Origin of the sequence: Streptomyces sp. NPDC053474, from assembly GCF_044544845.1 — a bacterium.
In the GTDB taxonomy this organism is placed as follows: Bacteria; Actinomycetota; Actinomycetes; order Streptomycetales; family Streptomycetaceae; genus Streptomyces.
Genome location: NZ_JBITXV010000001.1, coordinates 343,596 through 362,956, shown reverse-complemented (window position 1 = coordinate 362,956; position 19,361 = coordinate 343,596). Strand labels below are relative to the sequence as shown.

Annotated in this window: 17 protein-coding genes; 13 read left to right on the top strand and 4 right to left on the bottom strand. The window is 71.1% G+C overall.

Features of this window, described 5'->3' with window-relative positions; translation table 11 throughout:
* The first annotated feature begins 143 nt into the window (after window positions 1-143).
* From ACIG3E_RS01595 to ACIG3E_RS01555, 9 genes are all read left to right on the top strand, one after another.
* A complete protein-coding gene (locus ACIG3E_RS01595) occupies window positions 144-1,394 on the top strand; it encodes an amidohydrolase (RefSeq protein ID WP_399610741.1) in 1,251 nt (416 codons plus the stop codon).
* A 398-nt stretch (window positions 1,395-1,792) separates the two neighbouring features.
* Window positions 1,793-2,893: a BMP family protein gene (locus tag ACIG3E_RS01590; protein ID WP_399609892.1), complete on the top strand. Its 1,101-nt coding sequence runs from the start codon at window positions 1,793-1,795 to the stop codon at window positions 2,891-2,893.
* A 466-nt stretch (window positions 2,894-3,359) separates the two neighbouring features.
* Window positions 3,360-4,415 (top strand): BMP family protein, encoded by a 1,056-nt coding sequence (locus tag ACIG3E_RS01585; RefSeq protein ID WP_399609890.1) that lies wholly within the window; start codon window positions 3,360-3,362, stop codon window positions 4,413-4,415.
* A gap of 201 nt (window positions 4,416-4,616) precedes the next feature.
* Window positions 4,617-6,248: an ABC transporter ATP-binding protein gene (locus ACIG3E_RS01580; RefSeq protein WP_399610739.1), complete on the top strand. Its 1,632-nt coding sequence runs from the start codon at window positions 4,617-4,619 to the stop codon at window positions 6,246-6,248.
* Window positions 6,245-7,369, top strand: a complete 1,125-nt coding sequence (locus tag ACIG3E_RS01575; protein ID WP_399609888.1) for an ABC transporter permease — start codon at window positions 6,245-6,247, stop codon at window positions 7,367-7,369. Before ACIG3E_RS01580 ends, ACIG3E_RS01575 begins: the two co-directional genes overlap by 4 nt.
* Window positions 7,366-8,628, top strand: a complete 1,263-nt coding sequence (locus ACIG3E_RS01570; RefSeq protein WP_399609886.1) for an ABC transporter permease — start codon at window positions 7,366-7,368, stop codon at window positions 8,626-8,628. Before ACIG3E_RS01575 ends, ACIG3E_RS01570 begins: the two co-directional genes overlap by 4 nt.
* The gene (locus ACIG3E_RS01565) at window positions 8,625-9,017 is read left to right on the top strand and encodes a cytidine deaminase (RefSeq protein ID WP_399609884.1); all 393 of its coding nucleotides are present in this window, start codon (window positions 8,625-8,627) and stop codon (window positions 9,015-9,017) included. The genes ACIG3E_RS01570 and ACIG3E_RS01565 overlap by 4 nt, the downstream gene beginning before the upstream one ends.
* A 98-nt stretch (window positions 9,018-9,115) precedes the next feature.
* Window positions 9,116-10,393 (top strand): thymidine phosphorylase, encoded by a 1,278-nt coding sequence (locus ACIG3E_RS01560; RefSeq protein WP_399609882.1) that lies wholly within the window; start codon window positions 9,116-9,118, stop codon window positions 10,391-10,393.
* A 183-nt stretch (window positions 10,394-10,576) separates the two neighbouring features.
* Window positions 10,577-10,978, top strand: a complete 402-nt coding sequence (locus tag ACIG3E_RS01555) for an STAS domain-containing protein (RefSeq protein ID WP_399609880.1) — start codon at window positions 10,577-10,579, stop codon at window positions 10,976-10,978.
* Here ACIG3E_RS01555 and ACIG3E_RS01550 read toward each other — a convergent pair.
* Window positions 10,889-11,872, bottom strand: a complete 984-nt coding sequence (locus tag ACIG3E_RS01550; protein WP_399609878.1) for a sigma-70 family RNA polymerase sigma factor — start codon at window positions 11,870-11,872, stop codon at window positions 10,889-10,891. The two genes, ACIG3E_RS01555 and ACIG3E_RS01550, sit on opposite strands and share 90 nt — an antisense overlap.
* Window positions 11,873-12,062: 190 nt before the next feature.
* The gene (locus tag ACIG3E_RS01545; RefSeq protein WP_399609876.1) at window positions 12,063-13,358 is read right to left on the bottom strand and encodes an MFS transporter; all 1,296 of its coding nucleotides are present in this window, start codon (window positions 13,356-13,358) and stop codon (window positions 12,063-12,065) included.
* A 62-nt stretch (window positions 13,359-13,420) separates the two neighbouring features.
* On the opposite strand from ACIG3E_RS01545, the gene ACIG3E_RS01540 reads away from it, so the two are divergent.
* Both ACIG3E_RS01540 and ACIG3E_RS01535 read left to right on the top strand, forming a co-directional pair.
* A complete protein-coding gene (locus ACIG3E_RS01540; protein ID WP_399609874.1) occupies window positions 13,421-14,383 on the top strand; it encodes a LysR substrate-binding domain-containing protein in 963 nt (320 codons plus the stop codon).
* Between the two features lie 272 nt (window positions 14,384-14,655).
* The gene (locus tag ACIG3E_RS01535) at window positions 14,656-16,347 is read left to right on the top strand and encodes an FAD-binding oxidoreductase (protein WP_399609872.1); all 1,692 of its coding nucleotides are present in this window, start codon (window positions 14,656-14,658) and stop codon (window positions 16,345-16,347) included.
* A gap of 90 nt (window positions 16,348-16,437) precedes the next feature.
* Here the strand turns inward: ACIG3E_RS01535 and ACIG3E_RS01530 are convergent, their stop codons facing one another.
* Complete coding sequence (locus ACIG3E_RS01530) at window positions 16,438-17,202, bottom strand: alpha/beta hydrolase (RefSeq protein ID WP_399609870.1); 765 nt, start codon at window positions 17,200-17,202, stop codon at window positions 16,438-16,440.
* Between the two features lie 102 nt (window positions 17,203-17,304).
* Between ACIG3E_RS01530 and ACIG3E_RS01525 the strand changes: the two genes are divergently transcribed.
* Both ACIG3E_RS01525 and ACIG3E_RS01520 read left to right on the top strand, forming a co-directional pair.
* The gene (locus ACIG3E_RS01525) at window positions 17,305-18,498 is read left to right on the top strand and encodes an adenosine deaminase (protein ID WP_399609868.1); all 1,194 of its coding nucleotides are present in this window, start codon (window positions 17,305-17,307) and stop codon (window positions 18,496-18,498) included.
* Between the two features lie 131 nt (window positions 18,499-18,629).
* The gene (locus ACIG3E_RS01520) at window positions 18,630-19,082 is read left to right on the top strand and encodes an ATP-binding protein (RefSeq protein WP_399609866.1); all 453 of its coding nucleotides are present in this window, start codon (window positions 18,630-18,632) and stop codon (window positions 19,080-19,082) included.
* A gap of 67 nt (window positions 19,083-19,149) precedes the next feature.
* On the opposite strand, the gene ACIG3E_RS01515 is transcribed toward ACIG3E_RS01520, so the two are convergent.
* Entirely contained in the window at window positions 19,150-19,353 is a 204-nt protein-coding gene (locus ACIG3E_RS01515) for a PspC domain-containing protein (RefSeq protein WP_399609864.1), read from the bottom strand.
* Between the last annotated feature and the right edge of the window lie 8 nt (window positions 19,354-19,361).

Below are 19,361 nucleotides of genomic sequence, written 5' to 3'. Positions count from 1 at the left end.
AACGTAACCTACCTTCATACCCTCCGTACCAGCCGCGCATGCGCTCGTGGGCCAGTGAACTTACCTCAATCTGGCTGAACTTTTGTTGATCGAGGCTTAGTTGACGGGTGCAGCGCCTTACCCTTCACAGGGTGAACCAATTGATGTCCCGCGCGTCCACGGACGCGCCCGAAGGAGCCGAATCCGCGCCGCCCGGAAATCTGCCCGGCGCGCTGCCAGCAGGGCTGCGCGCCGAACTCATCGCCTTCCGGCGTGACTTGCACATGCATCCGGAGCTCGGAAACCAGGAGTTCCGCACGACCGCGGCGATCAAGACGCGCCTGGAGAAAGCCGGGCTCACGCCCCGCGTGCTCCCGGTCGGGACCGGGCTCGTCTGCGACGTCGGGGGCACCCCGGACACCGCCGGACGCCCCGTGCTCGCGCTGCGTGCGGACATCGACGCCCTGCCCATTCCGGACACCAAGACCAGCGCCACGTACCGCTCCACCGTCCCGGACCGCGCCCACGCCTGCGGCCACGACGTCCACACGACCGTCGTGCTCGGCGCCGGGCTCGTCCTCGCCGAGCTGGCCCGCGAGGGCCGCCTGCCGCACCCGGTGCGGCTGGTCTTCCAGCCCGCCGAGGAGGTGCTCCCCGGCGGCGCCACGGACGCCGTCGCCTGTGGCGCGCTCGACGGGGTCGGCCGCATCATCGCCGTGCACTGCGACCCCCGCGTCGACGCGGGCCGCATCGGCCTGCGCCACGGTCCGATCACCTCCGCCTGCGACCGCATCGAGGTCGCCCTGGACGGGCCCGGCGGGCACACCGCCCGGCCGCATCTGACGACCGACCTGGTCACCGCCGCCGCGAAGGTCGTCAGCGAGGTCCCGGCCCTGGTCGGCCGCCGCATGGACGCCCGCTCGGGCGTCTCCGTGACCTGGGGCCGCATCGACGCGGGCCACGCGTGCAACGTGATCCCGCAGCACGCCGAACTGTCGGGGACCATCCGCTGCCTCGATCTGAACGCGTGGCGGCAGGCCCCCGACATCGTGCACGCCGCCGTCCAGGAGATCGCCGACCTGCACCGCGCCAAGTCCGCGATCAACTACGTGCGCGGGGTGCCGCCCGTCGTCAACGACCCCGTCGTCACGGACCTGTTGAGGGACGCGATGGCCGCGCGGCGCGGCGCCGACGCGGTCGAGGACACCGAGCAGAGCCTCGGCGGCGAGGACTTCTCCTGGTACCTGGAGCACGTCCCGGGCGCCATGGCGCGACTCGGCGTCCGTACGCCCGGCGAGCGCGGCGTACGCGACCTGCACCAGGGCGACTTCGACGCCGACGAGCACGCCATCACCGTGGGCGTGGAGCTCTTCACCGCGGCCGCGCTCCTCGACGCGGTCGACCGCACCGCCTGAGGACCCCCGAGGAACCCTGAGGGCCCCGCCCTCGCACGGCCCGTACGCCCCACGGCCGCACTGCCAGAAGCCACCCGGCCGGGATCCCGTGAAGCGTCGCCGTCGGCACCCACAAGGCGCCGCGGCCCGCCCCCCGGGATCCACTCCGCGGCCATCCCGCCACGAACCCCGCGGCCATCCGGCCACGAAGTCCGCGGCCCTCCCGCAACGAACCCCGCGGCCATCCGGCCACGAAGTCCGCGGCCCTCCCGCAACGAACCCCGCGGCCATCCCGCCACGAATCGATAACGGCCCCCGCCGAAACCGTTTCCCTCCCTTTCTACGCGCGTTAGTGTGCGCCGGAATCCGCGCCGTTCCAGGTGCGTCGGGGAACGTTCGGAACGTAAGGGGTACGTCCTATGCGTCGACGTCGTCAGATTCGCACCACCCGTCAACGAAGCATTTCCCGCACGGCCGTGGCGGTCGCCGCCCTCGCCCTCGTGGCCACCGCCTGCGGGGAGACCAGCAGCGACGCGGCCAAGGACGACGACGGCGGCGGCAAGAAGAGCGGCGCGTACCAGGGCAAGGGCATCGGACTCGCGTACGACATCGGCGGGCAGGGCGACCAGTCCTTCAACGACGCGGCCCACAGCGGCTACGCGCGGGCCCGCAAGGACTTCAAGATCGGCGGCGTCGACATGGAGCCCGGCGACGGCGAGTCCAGCGCCGACAAGACCCAGCGCATCGAACAGCTCGCCCGCCAGGGGTACGACCCGGTGGTCGGCGTCGGCTTCATCTACGCGCCCGCCATCCAGGACGTCGCGAAGAAGTACCCGGACACCACTTTCGGGATCATCGACGACAACACCGTGGAGGCCGACAACGTCGCCGATCTCGTCTTCCACGAGGAACAGGGCTCCTATCTCGCGGGAGTCGCCGCCGCGAAGACGACCAAGGCCAAACACGTCGGATTCATCGGCGGCGTCGACATTCCGATCATTCACAAATTCGAAGCCGGGTTCGTCCAGGGCGTGAAGTCGGTCGATCCGAAGATCAAAATCGAGCGGCGCTATCTGACCGAGAAACCGGAGGAGGGCGGGTTCGCCAGCCCCGACAAGGGCCAGGACGCCGCGAGCGGCCAGCTCGAAGCGGGCGCGGACGTGCTCTACCACGCGGCCGGGCTCTCCGGGCAGGGCGTGATCCAGGAGGCCGGGTCGCAGAAGAAGTGGGCGATCGGCGTCGACTCCGACCAGTACCGGCAGAAGGCCCTCGCCAAGTACAAGAAGTACATCCTCGGTTCGGCCTTCAAGGACGTCGGCGGGGCGGTGTACGACCTGACGAAGTCGGTCGTCCGCGGCAAGCCGATGACCGGCACGCAGCGGTACGACCTGAAGTCGGGGCGCGTGGGCTTCTCCGACTCCAACCCCGAGTACCGGCGGATGACGGACGTCGTGGCCGCGGTCGAGCGGGCGAAGAAGGACATCACCACCGGCAAGGTCATGGTCAAGATCAAGCCATAGGCCCATGGAGGGCGAGCGCCGAGGACATCCAGCCCGTCCGGCGTTTGAGGACGAGGCCGAAGGCCGATCGCCCCGAGGCGGAGGGCCCGCGCCGCAGCCGGTTCGGGGCCAGCGGCCAGCCTCCGTGGGCAGGTTCACGTCGTACGTATAACCCCTGGTGCCCCCCGCAGGCACGTCGTACGTATAACCCATTGCGCCCCAGTGCATCCGCCGCGTCGGCCAGGTGTCACCTGGCCGACGCCCGGCGGCCACAGCTCGATAACGGACCGGACAGAAGGGTTCTTATGTCAGGTCTACGCGCGTTACGCTGCGGCGAAATCGCGCCGGGTGAGGCGCGCCTCACGTACGTCCTCGCGTACGCCTCCGTACGTATCCGCAGCGTGTGCACGCGCAGCAGCGCACCCCCGCACGCGTGGCGGCCGTACCCGCGTACTCGTCAGGTCGTTGTCAAAAGGAGTTCGTCCCTATGCGCCGGGTGTCCCGACTCGCGCTCGCGTCCGCCGCGACCGCCGCCTTCGCCGTCACCGTCTCCGCCTGTGGCGGCACTTCCAGCGACGCCGCCAAGAACGAGGACGGCGGCAAGAAGAAGGGCGTCGCGCTCGCCTACGACGTCGGCGGCGCGGGCGACCAGTCCTTCAACGACGCCGCCACGGCGGGCATGGACAAGGCCGCCACGGACTTCAAGATCGGCAAGAAGGCCGTCGAGCCCAACGACGGCGAGTCCGACGCCGACAAGATCCAGCGCCTCACCGAGCTGGCCAAGCAGGGCTACAACCCCGTCATCGGCGTCGGCTACGCGTACGCGCCCGCCATCAAGGAGGTCGCGGCCAAGAACCCGGACGTCACCTTCGGCATCGTCGACGACGCCACCATCAACGCCAAGAACGTCGCGGACCTGGTCTTCACCGAGGAGCAGTCCTCCTACCTGGCCGGTGTCGCCGCCGCCAAGGCCACCAAGTCCAAGACCGTCGGCTTCGTCGGCGGCGTGGACAACCCGCTGATCCGCAAGTTCGAGGCGGGCTTCGTCCAGGGCGTCCAGGCCACCGACAAGTCGGTCAAGATCAAGCGCCAGTTCCTCACGGACAAGGCCGAGGACGGCGGCTTCTCCAGCCCGGACAAGGGCAAGGAGGCGGCCAGCGGCCAGATCGAGGGCGGCGCCGACGTGGTCTACCACGCCGCCGGTCTCTCCGGCCAGGGCGTGATCGAGGCCGCCGCCGCCAAGAAGGTCTGGGCGATCGGCGTCGACTCCGACCAGTACCAGCAGAAGGCCCTCGACAAGTACAAGAAGTACATCCTGACGTCGGCCACCAAGGACGTCGCCGGCGCGGTGTACAACCTGGTGAAGTCGGTTCAGGATGGCAAGGCCGAGGGCGGCGTCGTGCGCGCCGACCTCAAGTCCGGCGGCGTCGGCCTCGCCGACTCCAACCCGGAGTTCATGAAGATGAAGGACCTGCAGGCCGCCCTGAAGAAGGCCGAGCAGGGCATCGGCAGCGGCAAGATCAAGGTCAAGACGAAGCTGTAACGAGCGGCGTCACGGCCGCGGAACGGGGTGTGGGCACCAGGGACCGAACGGTCCGCTCGCGCCCCGTTCGCGCGGCCAGCCTCAACCACCGTACAGCGCACCGCAGTTGGCGGGGCGTGGTGGCGTCTGAGGCGTGAAGCGGGGGCACACCGCGTGCGCGGCGCAGGCCCCTTTCCTTTAAGTCCCCGAGGAGAGTGCGCCATCGACGCGTCCACCACCCCTCCGTCCACCGCCACCACGTGCGCGGTGGAACTCACCGGCATCACCAAGCGGTTCCCCGGTGTCGTGGCCAACCACGACATCCGTCTGAGCGTCCGCAAGGGCACCGTCCACGCCCTCGTCGGCGAGAACGGCGCCGGCAAGTCGACCCTGATGAAGATCCTCTACGGCATGCAGAAGCCGGACGAGGGCACCATCGCCGTCGACGGCGAGCAGGTCGCCTTCGCCAGCCCGGCCGACGCCATCGCGCGCGGCATCGGCATGGTGCACCAGCACTTCATGCTCGCCGACCAGCTCACCGTCCTGGAGAACATCGTCCTCGGCAGCGAGAAGCTGTACGGCATCGGTGCCGGGGCCCGCCGCAAGGTCCTGGAGATATCCGAGCGCTACGGCCTCGGGGTGCGCCCGGACGCCCACGTCGAGGACCTCGGCGTCGCCGACCGGCAGCGCGTGGAGATCCTCAAGGTCCTGTACCGGGGCGCCACCACGCTCATCCTCGACGAGCCGACCGCCGTGCTCGTGCCGCAGGAGGTCGACGCGCTCTTCGACAACCTGCGCGAACTCAAGTCCGAGGGCCTGTCCGTCATCTTCATCTCGCACAAGCTGGGCGAGGTGCTCTCCGTGGCGGACGACATCACCGTCATCCGGCGCGGCACGACCGTGGGCACGGCCGTGCCGTCGAAGACCACCCCGCGCCAGCTCGCCGAGCTGATGGTGGGCAGCGAGCTGCCGACGCCGGAGACCGCCGAGTCGACGGTCACCGACCGGCCGATGCTGGAGGTCGACCGGCTCAAGCTGCTCGCGGCCGACTCGGACCGAGCGCTCCTCGACGACATCTCCTTCACCATCCACGAGGGCGAGGTCCTCGGCATCGCCGGTGTCGAGGGCAACGGCCAGACCGAGCTGATCGACGCCCTCATCGGCCTCAAGCACGCCGACTCCGGGGCCGTCCGGCTCGCCGGTGAGGACATCACCGCCTGGGCGACGCGCAAGCGCCGCGAGGAGGGCGTCGGCTACATCCCCGAGGACCGCCACCGCCACGGGCTCCTCCTGGAGTCCCCGCTGTGGGAGAACCGCATCCTCGGCCACGTGACCGAGAAGCCCAACGCGAAGGGCTTCTGGCTCGACCCCAAGGGCGCCCAGGCCGACACCCGTCGCATCGTCGAGGAGTACGACGTCCGTACGCCCGGCATCGACGTGACCGCGGCCTCGCTGTCCGGCGGCAACCAGCAGAAGCTGATCGTCGGCCGCGAGATGAGCCACAAGCCGCGCTTCCTCATCGCCGCGCACCCCACCCGCGGCGTGGACGTCGGCGCGCAGGCGCAGATCTGGGACCAGATCCGCGAGGCCCGCCGCGAGGGCCTCGCCGTGCTGCTCATCTCCGCCGACCTGGACGAGCTGATCGGCCTGTCCGACACGCTGCGGGTGATCTACCGCGGCCGGCTCGTCGCGGACGCCGACCCGGCCACGGTCACTCCGGAGGAGCTGGGTTCGGCCATGACGGGCGCGGCCTCCGGTCACCTGGAGCACGTGGAGGAGCCCGAGAACACCACGTCCGCCGCGGCAGCGGAGGACGTCACGGAAGACGCCGGTCCGGAGGACGAGGCCCGATGAAGAAGTTCGACAAGGAGCGCGTGCTCCTCGCCCTCGCGGGGCCGGTCATCGCGCTCGTCGCGGCCATGGTGCTGACCTCGGTCGTCCTGGTCGCCTCGGGCAAGAGCCCGATCGAGCCGTACAGCCTGATGTTCGAGCAGGCGACCTACTCGGACATCCAGGTCCTGATCGTCAACCAGGCCGGGATGTACTACCTGGCCGCGCTCGCGGTGGCCGTCGGCTTCCGCATGAACCTGTTCAACATCGGCGTGGACGGCCAGTACCGCCTCGCCGCGATGGTCACCGCGGTCGTCGGCGTGCACGTCTCGCTGCCCTCCGGGCTGCAGATCCCGCTCCTGATCCTGGTGGCGATGCTCACCGGCGCCTTCTGGGCGGGCATCGCGGGCGTCCTCAAGACCACCCGGGGCGTCAGCGAGGTCGTCGCGACGATCATGCTCAACGCGATCGCGACGAGCGTCATCGGCTATCTCACCCTGGACGAGAACTTCGGCGTCCCGGTCGGCAACAACCAGACCACCGGCGTCATGCACTCCTCCGGCTGGTTCCCCGGCATCGACATGGGCTCCTCCGGCGAGATCTACGGCTTCGTGGTCGTCGCCGTGCTCGCGGGCGTCCTGTACTGGCTCGTCCTCAACCGCACCCGCTTCGGCTTCGATCTGCGCGCCACCGGCGCCTCCGAGTCGGCCGCCGCCGCGTCCGGCGTCAACGCCAAGCGCATGGTGCTCACCGCCATGCTGATCTCCGGCGCGGTCGCGGGCCTCGCGGGCATGCCGATCCTCCTCGGCGACGTGCACACCTACAGCCTGAGCTTCCCCACCGGTCTCGGCTTCACCGGCATCACCATCGCGCTGCTCGGCCGCAACAACCCGGTCGGCATCGCCTTCGCCGCGCTGCTCATCTCGTTCCTCGACAAGGCGTCCCCGGCGCTTGACTACAAGGGGTACGACAAGGAGATCGCGGTCATCATGCAGGGCCTGATCGTGATCGCCGTCGTGGTCTCGTACGAGGCCGTGCGCCGCTGGGGGCTGCGCCGCCAGCAGCAGCGCGTCGGTGAGGAACTCGCCGCGGCCGCGTCCGCGGCAAGCACCAACGACTCCGTGAAGGAGGTGGCCGCGCGATGAGCACCGCCACCGTCACCAAGGCCGCGCCCGCGAAGACCGCGCCGGGCCGCCGCCGGATCTCGCTCCCCGTCCTGCTCCTGATCATCGCGGGCGTACTCGTCCTGACCTCGGTCGTGCGGCTGATCACGGACGCCCACGGCATCACCTCCACCGGGCAGATGTCCGGCGCCCTGCGCCTGGCCGTGCCGATCGGACTGGCGGGGCTCGGCGGCCTGTGGGCCGAGCGCGCGGGCGTGGTCAACATCGGCCTCGAGGGCATGCTGATCCTCGGCACCTGGTTCGGCGCCTGGGCGGGCTACCAGTGGGGCCCGTGGGTCGGCATCGTCTTCGGCATCCTCGGCGGGGCGATCGGCGGCGTGCTGCACGCGATCGTCACGGTCACGTTCAACGTCAACCACATCGTGTCCGGCGTGGCGATCAACATCCTCGCCCTCGGCACCACCCGCTACCTGTCGACGTACGCCTTCGAGGGCACGGACGGCGGCACGTCCAAGCAGTCGCCGGGCGTGGACTCGCTCGGCAAGTTCTCCGTGCCGGGCCTCTCGGACTGGCTGGTGGACCTCAACCAGAAGCACTGGTTCCTGGTCTCCGACCTCGCGGGCCTGCTCGGCGGGCTGCTCACCGACGTCTCGCCGCTGACGCTCATCGCCATCGCGATGGTGCCGCTGAGCTGGTTCGTCCTGTGGCGCACGGCCTTCGGCCTGCGCCTGCGCTCCTGCGGTGAGAACCCGGTCGCCGCGGAGTCCCTCGGCGTCAACGTCTACAAGTACAAGTACCTGGCGGTCGTGATCTCCGGCGGCCTCGCCGGGCTCGGCGGCGCCTTCCTGTCCCTGGTGGCCTCGAACATCTACCTGGAGGGCCAGACCGGCGGCCGCGGCTACATCGGCCTCGCCGCGATGATCTTCGGCAACTGGATGCCGGGCGGACTCGCCATCGGCGCGGGCCTGTTCGGTTACACCGACAGCCTGAAGCTGCGGGGCGGCGGCACGAATGTCCACGCCCTGCTGCTCCTGATCGCCATCCTTCTGGTCATCGGTGCGCTCTACCTGGTGTGGCGCAAGCGCTACGTCCCCGCGGCGATCACCGCGGCGATCTCGGCGCTGATGTTCGCCTGGTACGGCCTCACCGACGAGGTGCCGAACCAGGTCGTGACGGCCACGCCGTACGTCGTGACGCTGCTGGTCCTGTCGCTGTCGGCCCAACGCCTGCGGATGCCGAAGGCGAACGGCCTGCCGTACCGGAAGGGACAAGGGAAGTGACCACCGCTGTCGACTGGGAGGCCCTGCGGGACGCCGCGCGCGAGGCCATGTCCCGCGCGTACGCGCCCTACTCGGGCTTCCCCGTCGGCGCGGCGGCCCTGGCCGACGACGGCCGCACGGTCACCGGCTGCAACGTGGAGAACGCCAGTTACGGGCTCGGCCTGTGCGCCGAGTGCGGCCTGATCTCCCAGCTCCAGCTCACCGGCGGCGGCCGCCTCACCCACTTCACCTGCGTGGACGGCAAGGGCGACATCCTCATGCCCTGCGGCCGCTGCCGCCAGCTCCTGTACGAGTTCGGCGGGCCCGGGCTGCTGATCGAGACGGCCTCGGGCGTCCGCAGCCTCGCCGAGCTGCTGCCGGACGCGTTCGGCCCCGAGAACCTCGACTGAGCAAGGCCCCCGCCGTCGGCGGGGGCCTTCTTCAACACCCCTTCTCTATGCGCGTAGAGTCCCGTCTACGCACGACTGTCACTGCCGGAAGGAATGCCATGGACGTCATCTCCGTCATCCGTACGAAGCGGGACCGGGGCGAGCTGAGCGACGAGCAGATCGACTGGGTCATCGACGCGTACACGCGCGGTGCCGTCGCCGACGAGCAGATGTCGGCCCTGGCCATGGCCATCCTGCTCAACGGCATGAACCGCGCCGAGATCGCCCGCTGGACGGCGGCGATGATCGCCTCCGGCGAGCGCATGGACTTCTCCTCGCTGTCACGCCCCACCGCCGACAAGCACTCCACCGGCGGCGTCGGCGACAAGATCACGCTGCCGCTCGCCCCGCTGGTCGCCGCGTGCGGCGCGGCCGTGCCGCAGCTGTCCGGGCGCGGCCTCGGCCACACCGGCGGCACCCTGGACAAGCTGGAGGCGATCCCCGGCTGGCGCGCCCTGCTCTCCAACGAGGAGATGCTGAACGTCCTCGACGGCGTCGGCTCGGTGATCTGCGCGGCGGGCGACGGCCTGGCCCCCGCCGACAAGAAGCTGTACGCGCTCCGCGACGTGACGGGCACGGTCGAGGCGATCCCGCTGATCGCCTCCTCCATCATGTCCAAGAAGATCGCGGAGGGCACGGGCTCGCTCGTCCTGGACGTGAAGGTCGGCACCGGCGCGTTCATGAAGACCATCGAGGACGCCCGGGAGCTGGCCGCCACGATGGTCGGCCTCGGCACGGACCACGGCGTCCGCACGGTGGCCCTGCTCACGGACATGTCCACGCCGCTCGGCCTCACGGCGGGCAACGCGCTCGAAGTCCGCGAGTCCGTCGAGGTCCTCGCGGGCGGCGGCCCGGCCGACGTGGTGGAGCTGACCCTCGCACTCGCCCGCGAGATGCTCGACGCGGCGGGCCTGCCGGACGCCGACCCGGCGAAGGCCCTCGCCGACGGCTCCGCGATGGACGTCTGGCGCCGCATGATCGCCGCGCAGGGCGGCGACCCCGACGCGCCGCTGCCGGTGGCGCGCGAGACCCACGTCGTGACCGCGCCGTCCTCCGGCGTGCTCACCCGCCTCGACGCGTACGACGTGGGCGTCGCGGCCTGGCGCCTCGGCGCGGGCCGGGCCCGCAAGGAGGACCCGGTGCAGGCCGGGGCGGGCGTCGAACTCCACGCCAAGCCGGGCACCACGGTCACCGCGGGCCAGCCCCTCCTCACCCTCCACACGGACACCCCCGAGCGCTTCGCCTACGCGCTCGAATCCCTGGAGGGCGCGTACGACATCACCCCCGAGGGCACGGCGTTCTCGGCGAAGCCGATTGTCCTGGAGCGGGTGGGCTGACGCCTATCGCGCTGGCGCGCTCGTCCTCAAACGCCGGACGGGCTGAATACCCACGGCCCGAGCCGGAGATCTTTCAGCCCGTCCGGCGTTTGAGGACGAGGCCGAAGGCCGATTGGCGGGGGTCCAGGGGGCGGAGCCCCTTGGTTTCGGGAAGGGGCGGGGTGGGGGGAGGAGTACGCACCGATGAGTTCGCCCGACCCCGCCGGTCCCTCCTACGTGGCAGCTTCCGACGAGACCCCCGCGAACCAGATGGTGATCACCGGCCCCGTCCGCAAGGACGACATCCCGGCGCTGTGCGCTGAGTTCGACCGGCGGGCCGGGCCCGGCCAGGGCCCGGTGGTGTGCGACCTGCGCGGCGTCACCACTGCGGACCTGGCCACCGTCGAGGCCGTGGCCAGGCTGCGGCTCGCCGCCCGCAGGGCGGGCGTGGGGCTGCGCCTGCGCGGCCCCACCCCGGCCCTGTGGGCCCTGCTGCGCCTCGTCGGCCTCGCGGAGCTATGCGTCGAGGTGGAGGGGCACCCCGAACAGCGGGAACCACCGCTCGGTGTCGAGGAAGCAGTGGAATCCGGCGACCCGGCCCGCTGAGAGCTCGATGACCTGGATCGCCCAGGGCATGAACCCGCCGTTGTCCGGGTCGGGCTTGTACTGCGCGAACGCGGGCGTGCCGTTCGCCTCCACCGGGAGCAGCCGGGAGCCCGCGCACGCCGCGCCCATCGTCGACATGAAGCCGGTGATGTCCCGCGGCCCGCGCAGCCACAGGTCGAACGGCGGCATCGTCATGACGGCGTCCTCGTGGAGCAGGGCGGTGAGCGCCGCCATGTCATACCCCTCGAAGGCCTTCACATAGCGGTCGAGGAGCTTGCGCTGCTCGTCGTCCAGCGGGTCGGAGGTCGCGGTGTCGTCGGCGGGGCGCTCGGCGAGGGTCGCGCGGGCCCGCTGCAGCGCGCTGTTCACGGAGGCGACCGTCGTGCCGAGCAGCTCGGCGACCTCGCTGGCCTTCCAGGCGAGGACCTCGCGCAGGATGAGCACCGCCCGCTGCTTGGCGGGCAGTTGCTGGAGCGCGGCGACGAAGGCGAGCCGCACGGACTCCTTGGCGACGGCCGCCTCCTCGGGGCCGCTGACGGCGGGCAGCACGCGCGCGTCCGGTATCGGCTCCAGCCAGACGTTGTCCGCGCGGGGGTTGAGGGCCGCCTGGGCCAGGGGCGTGGCGGCGGTCAGGTCCATGGGGCGGGCGCGGCGGTTGCCCGCGTTCAGCATGTCCAGGCAGACGTTCGTCGCGATGCGGTACAGCCAGGAGCGGAGGCTGGAGCGGCCCTCGAACTTCTCATAGCTGCGCCAGGCGCGGACCATCGTGTCCTGCACGGCGTCCTCGGCCTCGAAGGCCGAGCCCAGCATGCGGTAGCAGTACCCCGTGAGCTCGACGCGGTGCTTCTCCAGGCTCGCGTCCAGCTCGGTGGTCGCTCCAACGGTCCGGCTCATCCCAACCCACCCCTGTACCTCTGCCTCGCCGACGCGGACGCCCCAGCACCCCGGAAGCTACCGCAGCCCACTGACAACGGCCTCCGGAGCGACGGAAACGGCAGTTCACGGGGGTTGTTTGCGCTATGGGCGCGCGCCCGCGCACCCACCCCGGGCTCCCCGCGCGGCCCCCCGGGCCCCCAGGGCCCCGTCAGCAGGCGCGCGCCACCGGCGTCACACGCCGTGCCGCCCGCGTACCGAAGAGCGTGATCCCCACGACCCCCACCACCGCGAGCACGCCGAGCGCCACGGTCCCGCCCCAGCCGCCGGAGTGGAAGGCGACCGCGCCGAGCGTGCCGCCCGCGCTGCTGCCGACGTAGTACGCGGACTGGTAGAGCGCGGAGGCCTGCGCGCGGCCCCGCGTGGCCGTGTGGCTCACCGACGAGGACGCCACGGCGTGGCCCGCGAAGAAGCCCGCCGTGATCAGGACGAGGCCGAGCAGGACGAGGAGGAGGTCGGAGGCGAGGGAGAGCAGCAGGCCCGCGGCCGTGGTGCTCGCGGCCAGGTACAGCGCGCCGCGCCGCCCGAGCCGCATCACCAGCTTCCCGGCCGCGGCCGAGGAGACCGTACCGACCAGGTAGACGAGGAAGATCGAGCCGATGGCGCCCTGCGGCAGCGAGAACGGAGCCTCGGTGAGGCGGTAGCCGATCACCGTGTAGACCGCGCCGAACACCGTCATGAACAGCGCGCCGATCGCGTACAGACGGCGCAGCAGCGGGTTCGACAGATGCGAACGCACCGTGCGGCCCAGGGACTTCGGGCTGAGCGTGCCCGGCGTGAAGTGGCGCGGCGCGGGCAACAGCGCGCGGAAGGCGAGCGCGCACAGGACCGCGACGGCGCCGACCACGGCGAGGGCCCAGCGCCAGCCCCAGGCCTGCGCGACCCAGCCGGTGACGATGCGGCCGCTCATGCCGCCGATGGAGTTGCCCGCCACGAACATGCCGATCGCGGCGACCAGGGCCTTGGGCCGCACCTCCTCGGCGAGGTAGGCCATCGCGGAGGCGGGCAGGCCGGCGAGGGCCGCGCCCTGCACCGCGCGCAGCGCGATCAGCGCGCCCACCGAGGGGGCGAGCGGCACGAGCAGGCCGACCACGACGGCGACGGCGAGCGACGCCGTCATCAGGGTGCGGCGGCCGTACCGCTCCGACAGGGCGCTCAGCGGCAGGACGAACAGGGCGAGCGCGCCGGTCGCGGCGGACACCGTCCAGCTCGCGGTGGACGCGCTCACGCCCAGGTCGGCGGAGATCAGGGGGAGCAGCGCCTGCGTGGAGTACAGCAGGGCGAAGGTGGCGACGCCCGCGAGGAAGAGCGCGAAGCTCATGCGGCGGTAGCCGGGGCCTCCGGGTGCCATGCGGGAGTCGCGCGCGGGGGTGGGTTCGGGAGCGGGGGACGACGGGGGAAGGGCGACCGCGTGGGTGGCGGACGCCCCGCTACTGGCAGGAGGCATGTCACGAACGTAGGACGCGTCGCCTCATGCGTCCAATGCATGGACCGGCCATAATCCATCCCATGCAGCATCAGCACAGGTCACAGGCGCGGCTGTCGCAGAACAGTGACACACAGGACACGGATCACATCGTGCGGCTGCTCGCCCCGCGCCTGGCGTACTTCGCCGGGGTCGCCCGCACCGAGCACGTCACGCGCGCCGCCCAGGAGCTCCAGGTGCCGCAGTCCACCCTGTCGCGCGTGCTCGTTAGGCTCGAACGGGACCTGGGCGTCGACCTGTTCGCGCGGCACGGCCGCACGGTGTCGCTGACCCCCGCGGGCCGCACCTTCCTCGGCTCGGTCGAGCGCGCGCTCGCCGAGGTCGGCCGGGCCGCCGAGTCCGTGCGGGCCGACGCGGACCCGGCCTCGGGCAAGGTCGCCTTCGGCTTTCTGCACACGATGGGCTCCGAGACGGTGCCCGGACTCATCCGGGCCTTCAGGGCCGACCACCCGCGCGTGCGGTTCAGCCTCGTGCAGAACTACGGCGAGGCCATGCTGGAGCGGCTGCGCGCCGGGGAGCTCGACCTGTGTCTGACCTCGCCGGTGCCCGACGCGCCCGACCTGGTGGCCCGCCGCCTGGACGAGCAGCGCCTGCGGCTCGTCGTGCCGGACGACCACCGGCTCGCCGGGCGCAAGCGGGTGCGTCTCGCGGAGGCCGCCGACGAGGCCTTCGTGACCCTGGAGCCGGGGTACGGCCTCAGGCGGATCACCGACGCGCTCTGCGCCGAGGCCGGGTTCAGGCCCCGGATCGCCTTCGAGGGGGAGGAGGCCGAGACCCTGCGCGGCCTGGTGGCCGCCGGGCTCGGCGTGGCGCTGCTCCCGCCGCCCGCCGTGGCCCGGCCGGGGGTGGTGGAGCTGACCGTCACCGGGCAGCGGGCGGTCCGCGAGGTCGGCGTGGCGTGGCTGGACGGGCATCCGGACACCGCGCCGGTGGCGGCGTTCAAGCGGTTCCTGCTCAGCAGGCGGGGCCAGTTGCTGCCCCGCTGACACGGCCGCGCACGGCTGCGGACGGCCACGAGGGGACCGGAATTCCCCAATCGCCCGATTATCGACAGGACTTGTCAGTAGGACGAGTTGCACATGCTGCAACCAAATACGTTTTCACTGGCAGTTCGGACAGTTTTATCGATCGAGGTGTTGCGTCACACCAGTAACACTGGTCTAGGCTTTGATCGATCATCGTTCGATGGGTCTTCAACTTCCTGTGTGGCCATGCCCGTTGGGGGAGTGTGGCCTGGTGCGAGACAAGTGAGGCATACATGGCAAAGAACGACAGATCCCTGGGTCGTAGATCCCTCCTGACCGGTGCCGCCGCCGTCGCCGGTGGAGCAGCCGTCAGCTCGGCCCTGCCCGCGACCGCCCAGGCGGCCCCGCGCGCCGCCGCGGCCACCGCGGCCGCCGACGCCACCGCGACGTCCGACTACATCACCGTCAGCCCCAGCGACCCGCGCTTCCCCGACCTAGTGCGCGGAACCAACCAGCGCTGGGTCGCCAAGCCCGACTACGTCCGCCTGGTCACCACCACCGCCCAGGCCGTCCGTGCCGTCCAGGACGCGGTGTCCGCGGGCAAGCGCCTCACCGTCCGCAGCGGCGGCCACTGCTACGAGGACTTCGTCTTCAACAAGGACGTCCAGGTCGTCATCGACATGTCGGGGATGACCCAGGTCTACTACGACAGCGCCAAGAACGCCTTCGCCGTCGAGGGCGGTGCCTCCAACCTCCAGATCTACGAGACGCTCTACAAGCTGTACGGCGTCACGCTCCCGGCCGGATCCTGCGCCTCCGTCGGCGCGGGCGGCCACATATCGGGCGGCGGCTACGGCCTGCTCTCCCGGCTGCACGGCCTGACCGTCGACCACCTCTACGGCGTCGAGGTCGTCACGGTGGACAAGAACGGCACCGCCAAGGCCGTCGTCGCGACCCGCGACTCCACCGACGCCAGCCTCAAGGACCTCTGGTGGGCCCACACCGGCGGTGGCGGCGGCAACTTCGGCCTGATCACCCGCTACTGGCTGCGCTCGCCCGGCGCCACCGGCACCGACCCGACCAAGCTCCTGCCGAAGCCCCCGTCCGAGGTCTTCGTGCACGCCACGGCCGTCAAGTGGGCGGACCTGACCGAGGCGTCCTTCACCCGCCTCCTGCAGAACTGGGGCACCTGGCACGAGCAGAACAGCGCGCCGGACTCCAAGTACAACTCGCTGTTCGGCCTCCTGAAGCTGAACCAGAAGGCCGGGGCCAACTCCGAGATCGCCCTGCTCACGCAGATGGACGCCACGGTCCCCGACGCCCAGGCCCTCCTTGACGACTACCTGAACGCGGTCTTCGCCGGGGTGGGCGCCACCCTGCGGGCCATGACCCAGCGGGCGGGCGAGCACGCGGCCATGCCGCAGTTCGCCAAGCCGCGCACGCTGCCCTGGTACATCGCGACCGACTACCTCAGCGGCGGCAACCCCACGCTGTACGGCAAGTACAAGTCGGCGTACGCCCGCAAGGGCTTCTCCACCACCCAGATCAAGGCGATGTACAAGCACCTGACGCGCACCGACTACAGCAACGGTGACGCGCTGGTCCAGATCGACTCGTACGGCGGCCGCATCAACAGCGTCAAGCCCGGCGACACCGCCGTGCCGCAGCGCGACTCGGTGCTCAAGCTCCAGTACCAGACCTACTGGACGAACCCGGCCGACGAGGCCAAGCACGTGGCCTGGATCCGCGAGTTCTACAAGGACGTGTACGCCGAGACCGGCGGCGTCCCGGTGCCCGGCGACATCAACGACGGCTGCTACGTCAACTACCCCGACAAGGACCTCGGCGACGCCGCCTGGAACACCTCGTCGACCGCGTGGAACAGCCTGTACTACAAGGACAACTACGCCCGCCTGCAGAAGGCGAAGGCCGCCTGGGACCCGAAGGACATCTTCCGCCACGCCCAGTCGATCCGCCTGCCGTAAGCCCGCAGTTCCCCGCGCCTCAGTGCCCTGAAAGGGGCGCGGGGAACTGCGCGCCCAGCCACGACGCACCCGCGGCCGACAGCGAACAGCTCAGCCCCGCGACCTCCCACCGAAGCCGGAGGCAAGCGGCATCCGTAACCCGATGGGCGGCGGAGCCGCGAGCGCGTCCTCCAGAGGCCGGGCGTACGGGTACCCGTACAACGACCCCTGCACGAAATTGGAGGCCAGCGCCAGCACCTCACCCCGGTGCTGGCTCAGCCGGTGGCCGTCGGAGTGGACCTCGAACCGGCAGACACTCCGGTTCGCCTTCTTCGCCCGCTCCGCGAGCCGGAACGACAGCTCCGGATCCGTCCGCTCGTCGTTCGTGCCGTGCACGATGAGCACCTGCCGCCCCGCCAGCTGCTTCACCGGTTCGGGCGGCGCGGCCACGTCGTCCTCGGGCAGCCACGGAGCGAGCGCGAGCACCGACTGCACGGCGCTGTGCCCGGCCGCGTGCAGCGCCGCACGGCCGCCCATGTCCACCCCGGCGAGGCACACCGGCACGTCGCCGTAGCGGCGCACCACCTCGTCGGCCGCCCACTCGGCGTCCCGGGCGAGCTGCGCCTCCGCGCCGTTCCAGCCGCTCGCGCGGTAGTGCACGACGTGGGCCGCGAGCCCGTCGGCGCGCCCGGCGCGGGCGAGCCGACGCCCGAGGGACCGCACCGCCGACGCGGCGAGGAACGACGGCTTGCGGGCCGACGTCGCGTGGCCGCCCGGCAGGAGCAGCACCACCGCGCTCACCGTCGAGGGCCGCGCGGCGATCACCCGCCCGAGCCTGGCCGTACGCGCCGGTCGCGATGTCGCTTGCTGAGCCATGCCAGAACAGTGTCAGAAGTCCGTGTGGATGCCACCCGTCCGCCTGGTCACTGTTACGTATCGACCAGTGAGTTCTACGCGCGTAGGAGTTAGAGTGCGGAAATGACGAGCCAGATCAGGAAGATCACTGAAGGAAGCGGTCACACGGGCCGTGGCACCGCCCCGGGAGTCCCGGGCTCCGAGCAGATCCGCCGCGCGCCCAAGGTCCTGCTCCACGACCACCTCGACGGCGGTCTGCGCCCCGGCACCATCGTCGACCTCGCCCGCGACTGCGGCTACGAGGGCCTCCCCGAGACCGACCCCGACAAGCTCGGCGTCTGGTTCCGCGAGGCCGCCGACTCCGGCTCCCTGGAGCGGTACCTGGAGACGTTCGCGCACACCTGCGCCGTGATGCAGACCAAGGCCGCCCTGAAGCGCGTCGCCGCCGAGTGCGCCGAGGACCTCGCCGAGGACGGCGTCGTCTACGCCGAGATCCGCTACGCCCCCGAGCAGCACCTGGAGGCCGGTCTCACCCTCGAAGAGGTCGTCGAGGCCGTCAACGAGGGCTTCCGCGAGGGCGAGCGCCGCGCCAAGGCCAACGGCCACCGCATCCGGGTGGGCGCCCTGCTCACCGCGATGCGGCACGCCGCCCGCGCCCTGGAGATCGCCGAGCTCGCCAACCGCTACCGCGACTCGGGCGTCGTCGGCTTCGACATCGCGGGCGCGGAGGCTGGCTTCCCTCCCACCCGCCACCTCGACGCCTTCGAGTACCTCAAGCGCGAGAACAACCACTTCACCATCCACGCGGGCGAGGCCTTCGGCCTGCCCTCCATCTGGCAGGCCCTCCAGTGGTGCGGCGCCGACCGCCTCGGCCACGGCGTGCGCATCATCGACGACATCAAGGTCGCCGACGACGGCACCGTCCAGCTCGGCCGCCTCGCCTCCTACGTGCGTGACAAGCGCATCCCGCTGGAGCTGTGCCCGAGCTCCAACCTCCAGACCGGCGCCGCCAGTTCGTACGCCGAGCACCCGATCGGCCTGCTGCGCCGCCTGCACTTCCGGGCGACCGTCAACACCGACAACCGCCTGATGTCCGGCACCAGCATGAGCCGCGAGTTCGAGCACCTGGTCGGCACCTTCGGCTACACGCTCGACGACATGCAGTGGTTCACCGTCAATGCCATGAAGTCGGCGTTCATTCCTTTCGATGAACGCCTCGCGATGATCAATGACGTCATCAAGCCCGGCTATGCCGAGCTCAAGTCCGAATGGCTGTTCCGCCAGACCGTCTCCACCAGCGGATCCGTCGACAGCTAAGCGGATTTTGTACGTCAAGGAAGCGGCCGGGAGTACCCACTCCCGGCCGCTTTCGGCTGTTTGCGGCCCCAGCTTGAGGGTGTTTAACGTCGGGCACCGCTCAACGCCCCCGTAGCAAGGACGCATTCACGATGAAGCAGTCTGCCGTCAAGACCCTCGGTGTCGCCGCGCTCGGTGCCGCCTTCGCCGCCGTCGGCGCGGGCGCCGCGAACGCGGCCCCGGCCACCGTCCCCGACCCCTCCACCGCCCTGGAGACCGTCACCTCGACGCTGCCGCTCGACCAGGCCGCGAGCACCCTGCCCGCCGGTGCGCCCGAGTCCCTCGCCGCCGGGCAGAGCGCTCTCGCGAGCGGCCTCGCCGCCACCGAGCCCGCCGTCGAGCACTTCCTCCCCGCCCTGTCCACGCAGACCCTGGAGAGCGCCGCGAGCGCCGCCACCGAGTCGGCCGACGACCAGGGCGAGGACGGCGGCCGGGCCGCCGCGCCGAAGCCCGGCGACCCCGTGGGCCAGCTCCTCGGCGGGCTGCCCACCGGCGAGATGAAGACCCAGGGGCTGCCGACGCAGGGCCTGGGCCTGCCGCTCTGACGGCCGCCGTACACGACTGACGGGGCGCACCCTCGGGGTGCGCCCCGTCGTCGTACGCCCACGGGGATCACCAGGCGGTCTTGGGCTTGCCGCCCTCCTTCGGCAGGAGGATCCACAGCGCGATGTAGAGCAGGAACTGGGGGCCGGGCAGCAGACAGGACAGCACGAAGATCACACGCATCGTGGTCGCCGAGGTGCCGAAGCGGCGGGCGAGGGCAGCGCACACTCCGCCGATCATGCGGCCTTCGGAAGGGCGGACAAGGGCGGTCATGGTGGCTC

Coding starts and splice junctions, on each gene's coding strand:
- ACIG3E_RS01570 (WP_399609886.1), top strand. CDS start 7,366: ATGAGCACCGCCACCGTCACCAAGGCCGCGCCCGCGAAGACCGCGCCG.
- ACIG3E_RS01515 (WP_399609864.1), bottom strand. CDS start 19,353: ATGACCGCCCTTGTCCGCCCTTCCGAAGGCCGCATGATCGGCGGAGTG.
- ACIG3E_RS01535 (WP_399609872.1), top strand. CDS start 14,656: ATGGCAAAGAACGACAGATCCCTGGGTCGTAGATCCCTCCTGACCGGT.
- ACIG3E_RS01585 (WP_399609890.1), top strand. CDS start 3,360: ATGCGCCGGGTGTCCCGACTCGCGCTCGCGTCCGCCGCGACCGCCGCC.
- ACIG3E_RS01545 (WP_399609876.1), bottom strand. CDS start 13,358: ATGCCTCCTGCCAGTAGCGGGGCGTCCGCCACCCACGCGGTCGCCCTT.
- ACIG3E_RS01555 (WP_399609880.1), top strand. CDS start 10,577: ATGAGTTCGCCCGACCCCGCCGGTCCCTCCTACGTGGCAGCTTCCGAC.
- ACIG3E_RS01525 (WP_399609868.1), top strand. CDS start 17,305: ATGACGAGCCAGATCAGGAAGATCACTGAAGGAAGCGGTCACACGGGC.
- ACIG3E_RS01530 (WP_399609870.1), bottom strand. CDS start 17,202: ATGGCTCAGCAAGCGACATCGCGACCGGCGCGTACGGCCAGGCTCGGG.
- ACIG3E_RS01560 (WP_399609882.1), top strand. CDS start 9,116: ATGGACGTCATCTCCGTCATCCGTACGAAGCGGGACCGGGGCGAGCTG.
- ACIG3E_RS01540 (WP_399609874.1), top strand. CDS start 13,421: ATGCAGCATCAGCACAGGTCACAGGCGCGGCTGTCGCAGAACAGTGAC.
- ACIG3E_RS01590 (WP_399609892.1), top strand. CDS start 1,793: ATGCGTCGACGTCGTCAGATTCGCACCACCCGTCAACGAAGCATTTCC.
- ACIG3E_RS01575 (WP_399609888.1), top strand. CDS start 6,245: ATGAAGAAGTTCGACAAGGAGCGCGTGCTCCTCGCCCTCGCGGGGCCG.
- ACIG3E_RS01520 (WP_399609866.1), top strand. CDS start 18,630: ATGAAGCAGTCTGCCGTCAAGACCCTCGGTGTCGCCGCGCTCGGTGCC.
- ACIG3E_RS01550 (WP_399609878.1), bottom strand. CDS start 11,872: ATGAGCCGGACCGTTGGAGCGACCACCGAGCTGGACGCGAGCCTGGAG.
- ACIG3E_RS01595 (WP_399610741.1), top strand. CDS start 144: ATGTCCCGCGCGTCCACGGACGCGCCCGAAGGAGCCGAATCCGCGCCG.